Annotated in this window: 10 protein-coding genes; all 10 read right to left on the bottom strand. The window is 72.7% G+C overall.

The window, feature by feature from the left end:
* Positions 1 to 149: 149 nt before the first annotated feature.
* The 10 genes from galU to mreC all read right to left on the bottom strand — a co-directional run bounded on the left by galU (position 150) and on the right by mreC (position 16,335).
* Complete coding sequence (gene galU / locus ACFYU9_RS08030; RefSeq protein ID WP_389206120.1) at positions 150 to 1,070, bottom strand: UTP--glucose-1-phosphate uridylyltransferase GalU; 921 nt, start codon at positions 1,068 to 1,070, stop codon at positions 150 to 152.
* 97 nt (positions 1,071 to 1,167) lie between these two features.
* Positions 1,168 to 4,884 carry an Rne/Rng family ribonuclease gene (locus ACFYU9_RS08025; RefSeq protein ID WP_389343621.1) on the bottom strand — a complete coding sequence of 1,239 codons (3,717 nt, stop codon included), beginning with the start codon at positions 4,882 to 4,884 and terminating at the stop codon, positions 1,168 to 1,170.
* 235 nt (positions 4,885 to 5,119) lie between these two features.
* On the bottom strand, positions 5,120 to 5,887 hold the full coding sequence (locus ACFYU9_RS08020) for a TIGR03936 family radical SAM-associated protein (protein WP_389206124.1): 768 nt from the start codon (positions 5,885 to 5,887) through the stop codon (positions 5,120 to 5,122).
* A gap of 122 nt (positions 5,888 to 6,009) precedes the next feature.
* A complete protein-coding gene (locus ACFYU9_RS08015) occupies positions 6,010 to 7,407 on the bottom strand; it encodes a hypothetical protein (protein WP_389343618.1) in 1,398 nt (465 codons plus the stop codon).
* Positions 7,408 to 7,477: 70 nt separating this feature from the next.
* Positions 7,478 to 9,409 (bottom strand): TIGR03960 family B12-binding radical SAM protein, encoded by a 1,932-nt coding sequence (locus ACFYU9_RS08010; RefSeq protein ID WP_389206128.1) that lies wholly within the window; start codon positions 9,407 to 9,409, stop codon positions 7,478 to 7,480.
* Positions 9,410 to 9,461: 52 nt separating this feature from the next.
* Positions 9,462 to 11,078, bottom strand: a complete 1,617-nt coding sequence (locus ACFYU9_RS08005) for a CHAD domain-containing protein (RefSeq protein ID WP_389343615.1) — start codon at positions 11,076 to 11,078, stop codon at positions 9,462 to 9,464.
* 42 nt (positions 11,079 to 11,120) lie between these two features.
* The gene (rodA, locus tag ACFYU9_RS08000) at positions 11,121 to 12,320 is read right to left on the bottom strand and encodes a rod shape-determining protein RodA (protein WP_389206132.1); all 1,200 of its coding nucleotides are present in this window, start codon (positions 12,318 to 12,320) and stop codon (positions 11,121 to 11,123) included.
* A gap of 46 nt (positions 12,321 to 12,366) precedes the next feature.
* On the bottom strand, positions 12,367 to 14,625 hold the full coding sequence (mrdA, locus tag ACFYU9_RS07995) for a penicillin-binding protein 2 (RefSeq protein ID WP_389343612.1): 2,259 nt from the start codon (positions 14,623 to 14,625) through the stop codon (positions 12,367 to 12,369).
* A gap of 19 nt (positions 14,626 to 14,644) precedes the next feature.
* Complete coding sequence (mreD, locus tag ACFYU9_RS07990) at positions 14,645 to 15,313, bottom strand: rod shape-determining protein MreD (protein ID WP_389206135.1); 669 nt, start codon at positions 15,311 to 15,313, stop codon at positions 14,645 to 14,647.
* Positions 15,310 to 16,335, bottom strand: coding sequence for a rod shape-determining protein MreC (mreC, locus tag ACFYU9_RS07985; protein ID WP_389206136.1), 1,026 nt, complete (start codon positions 16,333 to 16,335; stop codon positions 15,310 to 15,312). The genes mreD and mreC overlap by 4 nt, the downstream gene beginning before the upstream one ends.
* Positions 16,336 to 16,439: the final 104 nt, after the last annotated feature.

Raw genomic sequence — 16,439 nt, 5'->3', positions numbered from 1 at the left:
CACTCGGTAAAGGGACCTCTGACGCCAGCCGCCCTGCCCTGACGGGCGTACGGCCTCTCCCGGCCGGAGCCGGAAGGAATGTGCTCAGAGGTGGTGACGTGCCAGTAGACACGCCGACGGTCTAGGTTACGGGCGGGCCCCGGAGGGGGTCAAATCGCGGCGGTCGCGTCCGCCTCGGCCACGAAGCCCTTCAGCCAGGCGCGGAAGTCCGGGCCGAGGTCCTCGCGCTCGCAGGCGAGCCGCACGATGGCGCGCAGGTAGTCGCCGCGGTCACCGGTGTCGTAGCGGCGGCCCTTGAAGACGACGCCGTGCACCGGCCCGCCGAGCGATGCGTCGACCGCCATCTGCTGCAGCGCGTCGGTGAGCTGGATCTCGCCGCCGCGGCCCGGCTCGGTCTCGCGCAGCACGTCGAAGACGGCCGGGTCGAGGACGTAGCGGCCGATGATCGCGAGGTTGCTGGGCGCGTCGGCGACGTCCGGCTTCTCGACGAGGCCGGTGATGCGGACGACGTCGGCGTCGCCGGTCGGCTCGACGGCGGCGCAGCCGTACATGTGGATCTGCGACGGGTCGACCTCCATGAGCGCGACGACGCTGCCGCCGTGCTCGCCGAGGACCTCCAGCATGCGGGCGAGCAGCGGGTCGCGCGGGTCGATCAGGTCGTCGCCGAGCAGGACCGCGAAGGGCTCGTTGCCGACGTGCGGCGCGGCGCAGAGCACGGCGTGGCCGAGGCCGCGCGGGTCGCCCTGGCGCACGTAGTGCATGGTGGCGAGCTCGCTGGACTCCTGGACCCGGGCGAGACGCTCCTCGTCGCCCTTGCGGACCAGCGCCTCCTCCAGCTCGTAGTTCCGGTCGAAGTGGTCCTCGAGCGGGCGCTTGTTGCGGCCGGTGATCATCAGGACATCGGAAAGCCCTGCCGAGACCGCCTCCTCCACGACGTACTGGATGGCCGGCTTGTCGACGACCGGCAGCATCTCCTTCGGCGTCGCCTTCGTGGCGGGAAGGAAGCGCGTACCGAGACCGGCGGCGGGGATGACGGCCTTGCGTACGCGGGGAGCGGGGGTGTTGTTCATCCGGTGGGTTTCCTGGTTCCGATCGGGGGCAATGCCGTGTGGACCGCCCTCGGGTGAAAGGGCGGTCCACACGGTTCGCGGCATGGACTCGATCGAGTCAGTCCTGCGCGGGGGCGGCGGCCTTCTCGGCTGCCTTCTTCACAGCCTTCTTCGCGGTCGTGGTCTTCTTCGCCGCGGTCTTCTTGGCCGCCGTCTTCTTGGTGGCGGCCTTCTTCGCGGTGGCCTTCTTGGCGGTCTTGCGAGCCGCCGTCTTCTTGGCCGGGGCGGCCTCCTCGGCGGGAGCGGCCTCGGGGGCCTCCTCCGCCTTGGCGGGGGCCGAGGTCACGACGACCACGGCGGCCTCCTCGGCACCGGACGGCGAACCGGCCGGGGCGGTGACCTTGCGGACCACCCGGCGGCGGGCGCGCGGCGGGGCGGCCACGGGGGCCTCCTCGACGACGGGCTCGGCGACCGGCTCGGCGACGGCCTCGACGACCGGCTCCGGCGCGGCGGCCGGGGCCTCCGCCGCCGGGGCCGCCTGCTCGGGCGCGGTGGCCTTGCGGGTGGCACGACGGCGGCCGCGAGGCGCCGGGGCGGCCTCCTCGGCGACGGGCTCGGCGACCGGCTGCGGCGCGGCGACGGGCTCCTCGGCCTTCGGCTCCGGGACGACGACCTCGTAGGTCTCCGTCTCGGTGACGGCCGGCGAGGACACCGGTGCCGAGACCCGGCGGGTCGCGCGGCGGCGGCCACGGCCGCGCGTCGCGGCCGCCTCGGCCTCCGCGATGCTGCCGTACAGCTCCTCGTCCGGGGCGATCGCCTCGGGCAGGGCCACCGGGGCGGCCAGCTCGGCCGCGACCTCGGCCTCGGTCTCGGTCTCGACCTCGGTCGGCGCCGGGGCGGCCTCGTGGGCGTGCTCGTGCTCGCCACCGCGGCCGCGCTTCTTCGCGCGCTTGCCGCCGCCACCGCCACCGTGCGCGGCCGGCTGCTCCATGTGGACGATGACGCCGCGGCCGTTGCAGTGGACGCAGGTCTCCGAGAAGGACTCCAGGAGGCCCTGGCCGACCCGCTTGCGGGTCATCTGCACCAGGCCGAGCGAGGTGACCTCGGCGACCTGGTGCTTGGTCCGGTCCCGGCCCAGGCACTCCAGCAGGCGGCGCAGCACCAGGTCGCGGTTGGACTCCAGGACCATGTCGATGAAGTCGATGACGACGATGCCGCCGAGGTCGCGCAGCCGCAGCTGGCGGACGATCTCCTCGGCCGCCTCCAGGTTGTTGCGGGTGACGGTCTCCTCGAGGTTGCCGCCCTGGCCGGTGAACTTGCCGGTGTTGACGTCGATGACCACCATGGCCTCGGTCTTGTCGATCACCAGCGAACCGCCGGACGGCAGCCAGACCTTGCGGTCCAGGGCCTTCATCAGCTGCTCGTCGATCCGGTACGTCGCGAAGACGTCGACCTCGCTGGTCCACTTCGACAGCCGGTCGGCCAGGTCGGGCGCGACGTGCGAGACGTACCCGTGGATGGTCTCCCACGCGTCGTCGCCGCTGACGATGACCTTGGAGAAGTCCTCGTTGAAGATGTCGCGGACGACCCGGACGGTCATGTCCGGCTCACCGTAGAGAAGGCTCGGCGCGGACGTCGAGATCTGGCTCGCCTTCTTCTGGATGTCGGCCCACTGCGCCTGCAGGCGCTCGACGTCACGGCGCAGCTCGTCCTCGCTCGCGCCCTCGGCGGCGGTGCGCACGATGACGCCCGCGTCCTCGGGGACGATCTTCTTGAGGATGGTCTTCAGACGGGCGCGCTCGGTGTCCGGGAGCTTGCGGCTGATGCCGGTCATCGAGCCCTCGGGCACGTAGACCAGGTAGCGGCCGGGCAGCGAGACCTGGCTGGTCAGGCGGGCACCCTTGTGGCCGATCGGGTCCTTGGTGACCTGCACCAGGACCGACTGGCCGGACTTCAGGGCGGCCTCGATGCGGCGCGGGCCGTTGCCCATGCCGAGCGCCTCGAAGTTCACCTCACCGGCGTACAGGACGGCGTTGCGGCCCTTGCCGATGTCGACGAAGGCGGCCTCCATCGACGGCAGCACGTTCTGGACCTTGCCCAGGTAGACGTTGCCGACGTACGAGGTGGCCTGCTCCTTGTTGACGTAGTGCTCGACGAGCACGTTGTCTTCCAGGACGCCGATCTGGGTGCGCTCGCCGTTCTGGCGGACGACCATCACGCGCTCGACGGCCTCACGGCGGGCCAGGAACTCGGCCTCGGTGATGATCGGCACACGGCGGCGGCCCTGCTCGCGACCCTCGCGGCGGCGCTGCTTCTTGGCCTCCAGACGGGTCGAGCCCTTGATGGACTGGACCTCGTCCGACGGCTCTGCCTTCTCACGGGCCGGGCGCGGCTCGCGGACCTTGACGACCGTGCGGACGCCGTCCTCGTCGGCGGCCTCGGCCTCCCCGCCGCCCTCGCCGGTGCGGCGGCGACGACGCCGACGACGGCGGGAGCTGCTGGAGCCGTACGCGGCCTCCTCGGCCTCCTCGCCCTCGTCCTCGGCGTGGAGCTCCTCGGCGCCCTCCTCGGACTCCTCCGGCTCCTCCCCGTCCTCGGCCTCGGTCTCCGCCTCGGTGAGCTCGCCACGGCGACGGCGACGGCCGCCACGGCGGCGACGGCGGGACGGACGCTCCTCGTACTCGTCGGTGTCCTCGGCCTCGACCTCGACATCGACATCGGGCTCCGCCTCGGTGGCGGACTCGACCTCGGGCTCGTCGGCGACGGTGGCCGGCACCGGCTCGACGGCGACGGGCTCGCCGCGGCGGCGCCGGCGGCGGCGCGCGCCGGGCTCGGCACGCTCGGCGGTCTCGGCGACCGGCTCGGCCTGCTCGGCCTGCTCGACCGGCTCGACCGGCTCGACCTGCTCCTCGATCTCCTGCTCCGCGGTCTCCCGGGCCACGGCGGCGGCCGCGGTCTCCGGGGTCTGGAACATGGGCTCGGCGAAGACCGGGGCCTGGAAGACGGCGACGGCCGGGCGGGCGGCGCGGCGGGTGCGCGGCGCCTCGGGCTCGGTCTCGGCGGGCGTGAACTGCGGCGAGGAGGCGCGGCGGCGGGTACGGCCGCGGGTGGCGGCCTGCTCGGCGGCGGCGACCTCGACGGCGTGCGAGGCGATCTCCTCGACGGTGTCCTCGGGCAGCGCCTCGCCGGACGTCTCGGCGGCGATCTCCGCGGCGGCGTCCTGGCTCACGGCCGGGGCCTGCTCGGGCGCGGTGGCCTTACGGGTGGCACGGCGGCGGGTACGGGGGGCCGGAGCGGCCTCCTCGACGGCCGGCGCGGCCTCCTCGGCGGCCGGGGCCTCGGGCTCGGCCTGGGCGGCGACGGGCTCGGGCGCGGTGGCCTTGCGGGTGGCGCGACGACGGGTACGGGGGGCCGGAGCGGCCTCCTCGACGGCCGGCGCGACTTCCTCGGCGGCCGGGGCCTCGGCCGCGACGGGCTCGGGCGCGGCGACGGCGCGGGTGGCGCGACGACGGGTGCGCGGGGCCGGAGCGGCCTCCTCGGCGACCGGGGCCTCGGCGGCGACCGGCTCGACGAGCGGGGCCGGGGCCTCGGCGGCGACCGGCTCGGGCGCGGTGGCCTTGCGGGTGGCGCGGCGGCGGGTACGGGGGGCCGGAGCGGCCTCCTCGACGGCCTCTGCGGCCGGTGCCGGAGCCGCGGGCGCGGCCTCGGGGGTCTCGGCGGCGGTCTCGGCCGTCACCGGCGGACCGGCGGGCCGGGAAGCGGCGCGTCGACGACGACGCGGCGGCAGCTTGTCACCGGGCGCGTTGTTCTCGTGTTCTTCGTGCTGTTCGAGCATGCGGGCGGTTCTCCCGTCACGCCCCCGGGCGCCGCGTCCGGTTCCGGTCCGGCGGCACGTACGCGCATCGTGCGCGGTGCCGCCGTCCGGGGCGCGGGCGCCGCACGGGAGCTGTATGTCTGGCTCGCCGGTTCCGTACGCCTTCTGCGGACGGCCTGGCGAAAGTCTCCTGGTCAGTGCGCTGCCCGACCCAGGTGGCTCCCGAGTGCCAGGGCTGCGCTACGACGACCGCTCCCTACGCGGTACCGGCACCCGGCGCCGTCGCTGAGGCGGCTGCAGCTGCCTCGCGGTCGGGCGCGAGCGGGTCGGTCACCGTGCCGGACTCCTCGTCGAAGAGCCCCTGCGCCAGCCTGGTCACCGCTGCGGGGACCGGCGGCGCCAGGTCGGCCACAGCTCGGAGACCGGACAGGACGTCGTCGGGTCGCACGGCAGGTGTCACGTGCCGAACAACCAGCCGCAGTATCGCACAGGCGCTGTCCACCGGCCTATCACCCTGGGGATCGCCCTGGGCGGGGGCCGCGGTCAGCTCCACGACGGCACCACGGGTGTCGAAGGTACGCACTCCGTTCTTCGTCTTGCGCTGTACTTCCACGGTCTCGGCCGCGAGAAACGCCTCGGCGGCCTTCTTCGCGTCGTCCGCGGTCACGCCGTCGAGCCGCAGCTCCCACACGGAAGCGGTGAGCCGGTCGGCGAGACCGGAGGTCCGGGCCTCGACGGCGTCGACGATGTCGAGGCCGTTCGGCATGGACTCGTCGAGCAGAGCCCGCAGGGCCTCCGGGTCGCGGTGCGCGGTGAGCGCGATCTCCAAGTACTCGGCCTCGGAGCCGGCACCCGTCGGGGCCGCGTTCGCGAACGACACCTTGGGGTGCGGGGTGAATCCGGCCGAGTACGCCATGGGCACCTCGGCACGGCGCAGCGCACGCTCGAAGGCGCGCTGGAAGTCACGGTGGCTGGTGAACCGGAGGCGGCCGCGCTTGGTGTAGCGCAGTCGGATGCGCTGCACCGCAGGTGCGGGCGGCGGGCCTTCGGGCTGTCGCTTGCCCAGTGGTTCTTCTCCTCGGTGCGGGGCGGGCGCGGGGACGCGCCGCCCTCGAAATGCGGTGTGTCCCGGGGGTCCCGCCCGGCTCACCCCCGCTGCTGCGGGGAGATCTCGGGTGCGGGCGCCGCGCCGGGGACGTTCGTTGTACTACCCAGAGTACGCGCCCGGGCCACCTCCGGTTCCCCGGCCAGGGCGCGCCGGGCGTCCCGCCGGGCACGGCGCACCGTCTGGCGCACGGACGCGAGCGCGGCCCCCGCCGACGCGCGGGCCCCGGCGACGGCGCGTCGCACGGGCACCCACACCGCGTCCCGCACCCAGTGCCCGACGGGGGTGCACACCTCGCGGTACGCCCAGGTCAGAGGCCGTACGACCAGGTTCCGCGCGGCCCATGCCACCGGCCGGCCGACCAGATTGCGCGCCGCCCAGGCCAGCCCCCGCCCCGCCCAGGCCACCGGCCGCACGACCAGGTTGCGGACCAGCCACGCGACACCGCGGCCGATCGCGCGCGAGACGAAGCCGGCGGCGCGCCAGCAGATCGCGAACGCGTCGCGGACCTCCCGGCCGAGGGGAAGGAGGACCCGCCGCCAGAGCCACCGGACGGGGACGGCGACCCCGTACGTGACGAGCGGCACGACCACGTACCGCCAGGGCCAGAGGAAGACCAGCGTGACGACCCCGACGACGACGGCCAGGAGCCCGCGCCCGAGCCGGGGGAAGGCCCAGCCGAGCCCCCGGCCGACACGGGTGAAGGCCCAAGCGAGACCACGGCCGATACCGGTGAAGACCCAGCTGAGACCCCGGCCGACGCCGGTGAACGCCCAGGCGAGACCACGGCCGATACCGGTGAACGCCCAGGCGAGCGCGCGCCAGACCCCGCCGGCCGCCCAGCCGAGCCCGCGACCCGCCCCCGTGAAGACCCAGGCCAGCGCCCTCCCCGAACGGGTGAGCAGCCGGCCCGCCCAGCGTCCGGCCGGGGCCAGGATCCACGCGTAGAGCCGGCCGGCCGGTGCGGCCACCGCGTACCGCCAGAACCAGCGGGCCGGGACGGCGACCCCGTAGCGGGCGACGGGCACGATCACGTACGTCCAGAGCATGACGAAAGGCCAGGCCAGCGCCCTGCCGAGCCACCGCCCCGCCACGACGAGCCCCCGCCCGGCGCCGCTGAGCCCCCACACGAGCCCCCGCCAGACCCGGACGCACGCCCAGCCGATCCCCCGCGCGGTCCCGCCGACCACCCGGACGACGGCCCGGCCCACCGGCAGGAACACCCACGCGAGGACCCGGCCCGCCCCCTCCACCAGCCACTTCAGTCCCCGGCCCGTCGGGCGGAGGACGGTGCGTTCGAGGAGGCGGGCACCGGCTTTGAGGGCGTCCCAGACGATGCGGACGGGAAGGACGAGGAGCAGCACGACGATGCGGACCGGGATGCGGATCAGCGCGTGCGGGGCGGGCGCCGGGTCCGGGGCCGGTGTTTGCGTGCTCATGACCGACAGGACGCCGACGGCCCGGCGGAGGGTTCACCCTCCGCCGGGCCGTCACGCGAGCGTTACGCGGCTACTTGTTCACGACCGACAGCGGCAGCAGCTTCTTGCCGGTCGGTCCGACCTGGATCTCGGTCTGCATCGCGGGGCACACGCCGCAGTCGAAGCACGGCGTCCAGCGGCAGTCGTCGACCTCGGTCTCGTCGAGGGCGTCCTGCCAGTCCTCCCAGAGCCAGTCCTTGTCGAGACCGGAGTCCAGGTGGTCCCAGGGCAGGACCTCCTCGTAGGTGCGCTCGCGGGTCGTGTACCAGGCGACGTCCACGCCGAAGTCGGGGAGCGTCTTCTCGGCGCACTGCATCCAGCGGTCGTACGAGAAGTACTCGCGCCAGCCGTCGAAGCGGCCGCCGTCCTCGTACACCGCGCGGATGACGGCGCCGATGCGGCGGTCGCCGCGGGAGAGGAGGCCCTCGACGATGCCGGGCTTGCCGTCGTGGTAGCGGAAGCCGATCGAGCGGCCGTACTTCTTGTCGCCGCGGATCTTGTCGCGGAGCTTTGCCAGGCGCTCGTCGGTCTCCTCGGCGGAGAGCTGCGGGGCCCACTGGAACGGCGTGTGCGGCTTGGGGACGAAGCCGCCGATGGAGACCGTGCAGCGGATGTCGTTCTGGCCGGAGACCTTGCGGCCCTCGGCGATCACGTTCATCGCCATGTCGGCGATCTGCAGGACGTCCTCGTCCGTCTCCGTCGGCAGGCCGCACATGAAGTACAGCTTCACCTGGCGCCAGCCGTTGCCGTACGCGGTGGAGACGGTCCGGATCAGGTCCTCCTCCGAGACCATCTTGTTGATGACCTTGCGCATGCGCTCGGAGCCGCCCTCGGGGGCGAAGGTGAGACCGGAACGGCGGCCGTTGCGGGTCAGCTCGTTGGCGAGGTCGACGTTGAAGGCGTCCACGCGGGTGGAGGGGAGGGACAGGCCGACCTTGTCCTCCTCGTACCGGTCGGCGAGGCCCTTGGCGATGTCGGCGATCTCGGTGTGGTCGGCGGAGGAGAGCGACAGCAGGCCGACCTCCTCGAAGCCGGTGGCCTTCAGGCCGCGGTCCACCATCTCGCCGATGCCGGTGATGCTTCGCTCCCGCACGGGGCGCGTGATCATGCCGGCCTGGCAGAAGCGGCAGCCGCGGGTGCAGCCACGGAAGATCTCGACGGACATGCGCTCGTGGACGGTCTCCGCGAGCGGGACGAGGGGCTGCTTGGGGTACGGCCACTCGTCGAGGTCCATGACGGTGTGCTTGGAGACGCGCCACGGCACACCGGACTTGTTGGGCACGACACGGCCGATGCGGCCGTCCGGCAGGTACTCGACGTCGTAGAACGCCGGGATGTAGACGGAGCCGGTCTTGGCGAGGCGGAAGAGGACCTCCTCGCGGCCGCCGGGCCGGCCCTCGGCCTTCCACTGGCGGATGATCTCGGTCATGTCGAGCACGGCCTGCTCGCCGTCGCCGATGATCGCCGCGTCGATGAAGTCGGCGATCGGCTCGGGGTTGAAGGCGGCGTGGCCGCCGGCGAGCACGATCGGGTGGTCGACGGTGCGGTCCTTGGACTCCAGCGGGATGCCGGCCAGGTCCAGCGCCGTGAGCATGTTCGTGTAGCCGAGCTCCGTGGAGAAGCTCAGGCCGAACACGTCGAACGCGCCCACGGGGCGGTGGCTGTCGACCGTGAACTGCGGCACGTCGTGCTCGCGCATCAGCTCTTCGAGGTCCGGCCACACGCTGTAGGTGCGCTCGGCGAGGACGCCCTCGCGCTCGTTCAGCACCTCGTACAGGATCATGACGCCCTGGTTGGGCAGACCGACCTCGTACGCGTCCGGGTACATCAGCGCCCAGCGGACGTCGGCGGACTCCCACGGCTTGACCGTGGAGTTCAGCTCTCCACCGACGTACTGAATCGGCTTCTGCACGTGCGGGAGCAGAGCTTCGAGCTGCGGGAAGACAGACTCGGCAGCAGACATCTCGAACCTTCGTGAGCTGGCAGGGGGGCGACTCTCAAGCGTACCCCGGTGCTCAGTGGCTCAGTGCCGCCCGGATTTTCGGGGCCGACGCCCGCTTCCACAGCTCCGGCAGCTCGCGCTGCCGGTCCGCGCCGGACCGCTCCTCGCGCCCGTACAGGACGCCCCAGGTGAACGACGGCTCGCCCGCGTCGTGGGCCGCGGCGGCGAGGTCGCGCAGGGCGGCGCGGGCGACGACGCTGTCCTGGTGGTCGCCGAGGCAGGTCTGGACGGCCTTCACGCGGGAGGCGAACCGCTTCGCCGGCCGGCCGAGGGCCGGGGTGGCGGCATCGGCGGCGTAGCGTGCGCGCTTCGCGGCCTTGCGGGCGGAGTGCAGAGCGAGGTCGCGGTCCCGGCCGGGGTCGAGGGCGAGGGCGGCCTCGACGCGCTTGGCGAGGCGGCGGTAGTCGCGCCGGACGGCCTTGGGGAGGACCTTCGCGGCGCTCTTGTGGGCGGCGGGCAGGAGGGGCGGGGCGGCGAGGAGGGCGTCGAGGCGGTCGAGGAGCGCGAGGTGGCGGGGCGAGTCGAGCGCGTCGAGGGTGTGGCGCCGGGAGCCGCCGCCCTCGGCCGACTTCCAGGTCCCGAGCCGTCTGCGCACGGGGCCGATGACGAGGTCCCGAGGCAGTGCGGCGAGCCCCGCGCGCAGGCGGGCGTCGAGGACCTCCAGGTCGCGGGCGTGGCCCAGCTCGGCGGCGAGCCACTTCAGGTCGTCGGCGAGCGGGTCGGTGACGTCCCGGTCCAGGACCTTGCGGTACGTGCGGAACGCGCTGCGCAGGCGCCTGGACGCGACGCGCATCTGGTGGACGGCGTCGGGGAGGTCGCGGCGGACGGCGGGGTCGAGGGCGACGAGGGCGTCGGCCTGTTCGCGTACGTACGCGAGGACGGCGGCGCCCGCGGTGCCGGCGTCCGGCGCGGCGACCTCGCGCCCCGCCTCCCGCGCCTCCCGCGCCTCTCGCCCCGTCTCCGCCCCCTCGCGCCCCGCCTCGCGCGCCTCTCGCCCCGTCTCCGGCGCCCGCATCCCCGTCTCCTCCAGCGCCCGCGCCAGCTTCGACGGGGACGCCGACGGCCGGATGCCCGCCTTCTTCAGTCGCTTCTCGACCGCGTCGAGGATCGCCGGGTCGGCGTCGTCGGCCAGTTCGACCTCGATCTCGGTCCAGCGGGCCCTCTCGCGCAGGCCCCCTCCCGTGAGGCGGTCGGCGTGGACGGTGTCCACGGAGAGTTCGGCGAGGAGGGTGCCGTCCTCGGCCGTGAGGTGGTGGACGTCGCGGGAGGAGCGGAGGCGGACGACGGGGATGACGGGTTCGGTGCGGACCCGGGAGCGGAGGAGGGCTGCGAGGGAGCCCGGGAGGGTGTCCGAGAGCGGGGCGCGGATCTCGTCGCGGATTCCGGCGGCGACGGGGAACTTGAGGTGCCAGCCGGCGTCGGAGCCGCCGGTGCGGCGGCGCAGGGTGAGGGAGTCGGCGGCGAGGCGGAGGCCGGCGGTGTCGTAGTAGACGGCGTCGAGTTCCATGACGCCTTCCGGGTGGACTGCGGCGACGCCCCGGACCGTGGTCAGGTCCGGGAGTCGCACGTCCGCACCGGCTTCGTACTTGCGCTCGATCTCGCGCTTCGTCTCCGGCCGCTTCTCCGCCATGCAACGAATCTACGACCGGAAGGCCCCGGGAGGGAGTGTGGACTACGCCGTCATGGGCCGCTGCACCCTGATCGACTGCAGCAGTCCGATCGCGACCCATACGGCGAACATCGACGAGCCGCCGTAGGACACGAACGGCAGCGGCAGGCCGGCGACCGGCATGATGCCGAGCGTCATGCCGATGTTCTCGAAGGACTGGAACGCGAACCAGGCGATGATGCCGGCGGCCACGATCGTGCCGTAGAGCTCGCTCGTCTCACGCGCTATCCGGCAGGCGCGCCACAGGATGACGCCGAGCAGGACGAGGATGAGGCCGGCGCCCACGAAGCCGAGTTCCTCGCCCGCGACGGTGAAGACGAAGTCGGTCTGCTGTTCGGGGACGAACTGGCCCGTGGTCTGGGAGCCCTTGAAGAGGCCGGCACCGAGCAGTCCGCCGGAGCCGATGGCGATGCGGGCCTGGTTGGTGTTGTAGCCGACGCCGGCCGGGTCGAGGTCGGGGTTGGCGAAGGCGGCGAAGCGGTTGATCTGGTACTCGTCGAGCATGCCGAGTGCGGTGACGAGGACGGCGCCGAGGACGCCGGCGCCGATCAGGCCGAGCACCCAGCGGTTGGAGGCGCCGGAGGCGAGCAGCACGCCGAGCACGATGACGGCCATGACCATCACGGAGCCGAGGTCCGGCATCAGCATGACGATGCCCATGGGGAGGGCGGCGAGGCCGAGGGCCTTGGCGACGGTGCGGTGGTCGGGGTGGAGCTGGTCGCCGGCGTCGACCCGTGCGGCGAGCAGCATCGCCATCACCAGGATGATGGTGATCTTGACGAACTCGCTGGGCTGGAGCGAGAAGCCGCCGCCGATCACGATCCACGCGTGCGCGCCGTTGATGGTCGCGCCGAGCGGCGTGAGGACGGCGAGGATCAGCAGGATCGAGATGCCGTAGAGGATCGGCACGGCCCCGCGCAGGGTGCGGTGGCCGAGCCAGATCGTGCCGACCATCAGGGCGAGGCCGATGCCGGTGTTGAGGACGTGCCGGAACAGGAAGTAGTACGGGTCGCCCTGGTTGAGCGTGGTGCGGCCGCGGGTGGCGGACCACACGAGCAGCGAGCCGATGAGCGACAGCGCGAGCGCCGACAGCAGGATCGGCCAGTCGAGCCGGCGCAGCACCGAGTCGCGGGCGGTGAGCTTGGCGAGGGTGCCGCGCTCGGGCGCGTAGCGCGAGACGGAGAAGCCGTGGGGTGCGGTCATCGGGTCAGCGCCTCCCGCGCGGAGCGGCCGTGGGTGCGGTCATCGTTCAGAGCCTCCCGCGGGTGGCGGGCGGGCCCGCGAGCGGGTCGTCCGGCTTCTTGGTGGGTGTCGCGGGGCCGGTCGGCGGGGACGGGGGCGGGGTGCCGCCGGGCTGGGTGCCGTCGGGCAGGGACTTCGTCGCGTCGACCTTCTGCGCCTCGGGGTCGTACGGTCCGATCTTCGGCGCGTCGATGGAGCCGTCCGTCTCGATCCGCGGCAGTGCCTTCTGCGGCTGCGGGAGCAGGGCGCGCTTCAGGTCCTGCTTGCCGGCGTCGTCGAGGCCGTACAGCGCGTCGTAGATGTTGCGCACGGCGGGGCCGGAGGCGCCGGAGCCCGTACCGCCCTGGGCGATCGTCATGACGATCGCGTAGTCCTTGGTGTAGGTGGCGAACCAGGAGGTCGTCTGCTTGCCGTAGACCTCCGCGGTGCCCGTCTTGGCGTGCATCGGGATCTTGTCCTGCGGCCAGCCGCCGAAGCGCCAGGCGGCCGTACCGCGGGTGGCGACTCCCGCGAGGGCTTCGTCTATCAAGTTGCGGGTGTCCGCGTTGAACGGCAGGTGTCCGTGCGACTTGGGCTTGATCTCGTCGACCCTCTTGCCGTCGGCACTGATGACGGCCTTGCCGACGGTGGGGTTCCACAGGGTGCCGCCGTTGGAGATGGCGGCGTAGATGGTGGCCATCTGGATGGGGGTGACGAGCGTGTCGCCCTGTCCGATGGAGTAGTTGACGGAGTCACCGGCGCGCATCAGGTTGCCTTCGAGGCAGTTCTCGTAGGAGAGCTGCTGGACGTAGGTGCCGCCCTTCTTGCCGTTCTTGCACCACCAGTCCTTGTTGGCCTCCCAGAAGCGCTGCTTCCACTGGCGGTCGGGGACGCGGCCGGTGACCTCGTTGGGCAGATCGATGCCGGTCTCGGCGCCCAGGCCGAACTGATGGGCCGTCTTGTAGAACCAGTCGCCCGGGTTCTTCTTCGGCTTCATGCCGCCGTCCTTGATCCACTGCTGGTGGGCGAGGGCGTAGAAGACGGTGTCGCAGGAGACTTCGAGGGCGCGGCCGAGGGTGATGGGGCCGTGGTTCTGCGATTCGAAGTTCTTGAAGACCTGGTTGCCGATGGAGTACGAGCTGGTGCACGGGTAGTGCCCGTCGAAGTCGTAGCCCGCGTTGACGGCGGCGGTGGTCGAGATGACCTTGAAGATGGAGCCGGGGGCGGCCTGGCCCTGGATGGCCCGGTTGAGCAGCGGGAAGTTGGAGTTCTTGCCGGTGAGGGCCGCGTAGTCCTTGGCAGAGATGCCGCCGACCCAGGCGTTGGGGTCGTAGTCGGGCTGCGAGGCCATGGCGACGATGCGGCCGGTCTTGGCCTCCATGACGACGACGGCGCCGGCGTCGGCCTTGTAGTTCTCGTTGGTGTTCTTGTCGAAGGTCTTGCGGGCCTCGACCATCGCGTTGTGCAGTTCCCATTCGGCGACCGCCTGGACGCGGGCGTCGATGGAGGTGACGACGTTGGCGCCGGGCTGGGGCGGGTCGCTCTTGGCCTGGCCGATGACGCGGCCGAGGTTGTCGACCTCGTAGCGGGTGACGCCGGCCTTGCCGCGCAGCTCCTTGTCGTAGGTGCGTTCGAGGCCGGAGCGGCCGACCTGGTCGGAGCGCAGGTACGGCGAGGGGCTGTCCTTGGCCTTCTCGATCTCGGCGTCGGTGACGGGCGAGAGGTAGCCGAGGACCTGGGAGGTGCGGGACTTGCCGGGGGCCGGGTAGCGGCGGACGGCGGCGGGTTCGGCGGTGATGCCGGGGAAGTCCTCGGCGCGCTCGCGGATCTGCAGGGCCTGCTGGGTGGTGGCCTCGTCGGTGACCGGGATCGGCTGGTAGGGCGAACCGTTCCAGCACGGCTTGGGGGTCTTGGCGTCGCAGAGCCGGATCTTGTTGACGACCTCGTCGGGCTTCATGCCGAGGACGGCGGCGAGCCGGGTGAGGACGGCCTTGCCGTCGTCCTTCATCTTCAGCAGGTCGGTGCGCGAGGCGGAGACGACGAGCCGGGTCTCGTTGTCGGCGAGCGGGACGCCGCGGGCGTCGAGGATGGAGCCGCGCACGGCCGGCTGGACGACCTGCTGGACGTGGTTGTTCTTCGCCTCGTCGGTGTACTCCTTGCCGTTGCGGATCTGGAGGTACCAGAGGCGTCCGCCGAGGGTGAAGAGCAGGGAGAAGACGAGGACCTGGATGATCACGAGCCGGATCTGGACGCGGGGGGTCCGCCCGGTCTCGGGGATGTTGCTCATGCTGCCGCTGCCCCCTGGGTCACAGTCGCTTGACTCCCTTGATGCGTCCGGCGCGTGACGCGCGGTTACGGGCGGCCTTGACGCGCAGGCCGCCGCGCTGGGTGCCGATCCTCAGACCGGTGCCGGAGGACAGCCAGCCGGAGGAGACGTCGGCGCCGCCTCCGCCGTCGGTCCCGGCGAGCGGGTCGTTCTCGGCGCGCCGGGCGATCGCCATGATGAGCGGCACGGTGAACGGCGCGAGGAGCAGGTCGTAGAGGGCGGCCGTGAACAGCAGGAAGCCGAGGCCGACATGGCGGGCGGCGGTGTCGCCGACGAGGGCGCCGACGCCCGCGTAGAGCAGGGTGGAGCCGATCGCGGCGGCGACGACCACGGCCATCGGGCCGGTGGCGGACTTGAGCCGGCCGTGGTCGGGGCGGGCCAGGCCGCAGAGGTAGCCGACGACGCAGAGCACGAGGGCGTAGCGTCCGGCGGCGTGGTCGGCGGGCGGGGCGAGGTCGGCGAGCAGCCCGGCGGTGAAGCCGGCGAGGGCGCCGGTGACGTGCCCGTACACGAGCGCGAGGGCGACGACGGTGAGCAGGACGAGGTCGGGGACGGCGCCGGGGAGCTGGAGGCGGGCGAGGACGGAGACCTGGACGACGAGGGCGACGACGATCAGCGCGGCCGAGAGAAGGATGCGGTTGATCTTCACGGTGTGACCCCCTGGTCCTGCGGCTGCTGCGGGTTCTGCGCCCCACCGGGCTGGTCGGCCGGCTTCCGCGCGGCCTGGTCCCCCGTCTGCCCGGCCTGCTGCTGCCCGTCGGGCGCGGTCGGTGTCGGGGTGACCGTCACCGTCACGGTGGGCGCGGGCTTGGGCTTCTGCGGCAGGACCATGTCGCGCGGGTCGGTGCGCGGGGCCTGGACGACGACGCCGACGATGTCGAGCTTGGTGAAGCCGACGTACGGGCGGACGTAGACGTTGCGGGTCAGGCCGCCGCCGGACGGGTCGACGCGGACGACCTCGCCGACCGGCACGCCGGGCACGAAGGGCTTGTCGGCCTGCGAGCCGAAGGTGACGAGCCGGTCGCCGGGCTTGACCTTGGCCTTGCCGTTGAGCAGTTGGACGAGCAGCGGGCGGTCGCCCTGGCCGGTGGCGAAGCCGAGTTCGTCGGTCTTCTCCATCCGGGTGCCGACGGTGAAGTCGGGGTCGTTGGCGAGCAGCACGGTCGACGTGGAGGGGCCGACGGTGGTGACGCGGCCGACGAGTCCCGAGCCGTTGAGCACGGTCATGTCGCGCCGGACGCCGTCGCGGGCGCCGATGTCGATGGTGACGGTCCAGGAGAAGCCCTGGGCCGCTCCTATGGCGATGACCTCGGCGCCCTTGATGCCGTACTGGCCGGCGCCCGCGGTCTTCAGCATGGAGTCGAGTTCGCGCAGCCGGTTGCGGTTGCGGTCGTCGCTGCCGAGCTTGGCCTTGAGGGCGGCGTTCTCCTGCTCCAGCGCGGCGATGCGGTTGTGCCGCTCGCCGGAGTCGCGGACCGCCCCTATGGCGTTGCCGATCGGGTCGACCGCCGAGGCGACTCCGTTCTCGACGGGACCGAAGACCGCGGCCGCGGCCTGTCGGGCACCGTCGACCGGCGACTCCTGGCCTCCTCGGATGTCCACCGTGATCAATGCGAACGCGATGGCGATCAGCAGCACCAGGAGCAGCCGGCTCTCTCGTGTGTCCCTCACGTGCGGCGGCCGTGCCCTTCCTCAGTAAGACGGGATGTGACGGGTGATGAGGTTGATGATGAAGTTGGTGATGAAGTTGTGCGTGTGCGTGTGCGGTGGCGCCG

Origin of the sequence: Streptomyces sp. NPDC004327 (assembly GCF_042873935.1) — a bacterium.
Classification (GTDB): Bacteria; Actinomycetota; Actinomycetes; order Streptomycetales; family Streptomycetaceae; genus Streptomyces.
The sequence above is the reverse complement of the archived record's forward strand: the minus strand, read 5'-3'. Positions and strand labels throughout refer to the sequence as shown.

What these genes read in the sequence shown, in the direction of transcription:
- ACFYU9_RS08015 (WP_389343618.1), bottom strand. Translation starts at nt 7,407, where the DNA reads ATGAGCACGCAAACACCGGCCCCGGACCCGGCGCCCGCCCCGCACGCG.
- galU (WP_389206120.1), bottom strand. Translation starts at nt 1,070, where the DNA reads ATGAACAACACCCCCGCTCCCCGCGTACGCAAGGCCGTCATCCCCGCC.
- rodA (WP_389206132.1), bottom strand. Translation starts at nt 12,320, where the DNA reads ATGACCGCACCCCACGGCTTCTCCGTCTCGCGCTACGCGCCCGAGCGC.
- ACFYU9_RS08025 (WP_389343621.1), bottom strand. Translation starts at nt 4,884, where the DNA reads ATGCTCGAACAGCACGAAGAACACGAGAACAACGCGCCCGGTGACAAG.
- ACFYU9_RS08010 (WP_389206128.1), bottom strand. Translation starts at nt 9,409, where the DNA reads ATGTCTGCTGCCGAGTCTGTCTTCCCGCAGCTCGAAGCTCTGCTCCCG.
- ACFYU9_RS08005 (WP_389343615.1), bottom strand. Translation starts at nt 11,078, where the DNA reads ATGGCGGAGAAGCGGCCGGAGACGAAGCGCGAGATCGAGCGCAAGTAC.
- mrdA (WP_389343612.1), bottom strand. Translation starts at nt 14,625, where the DNA reads ATGAGCAACATCCCCGAGACCGGGCGGACCCCCCGCGTCCAGATCCGG.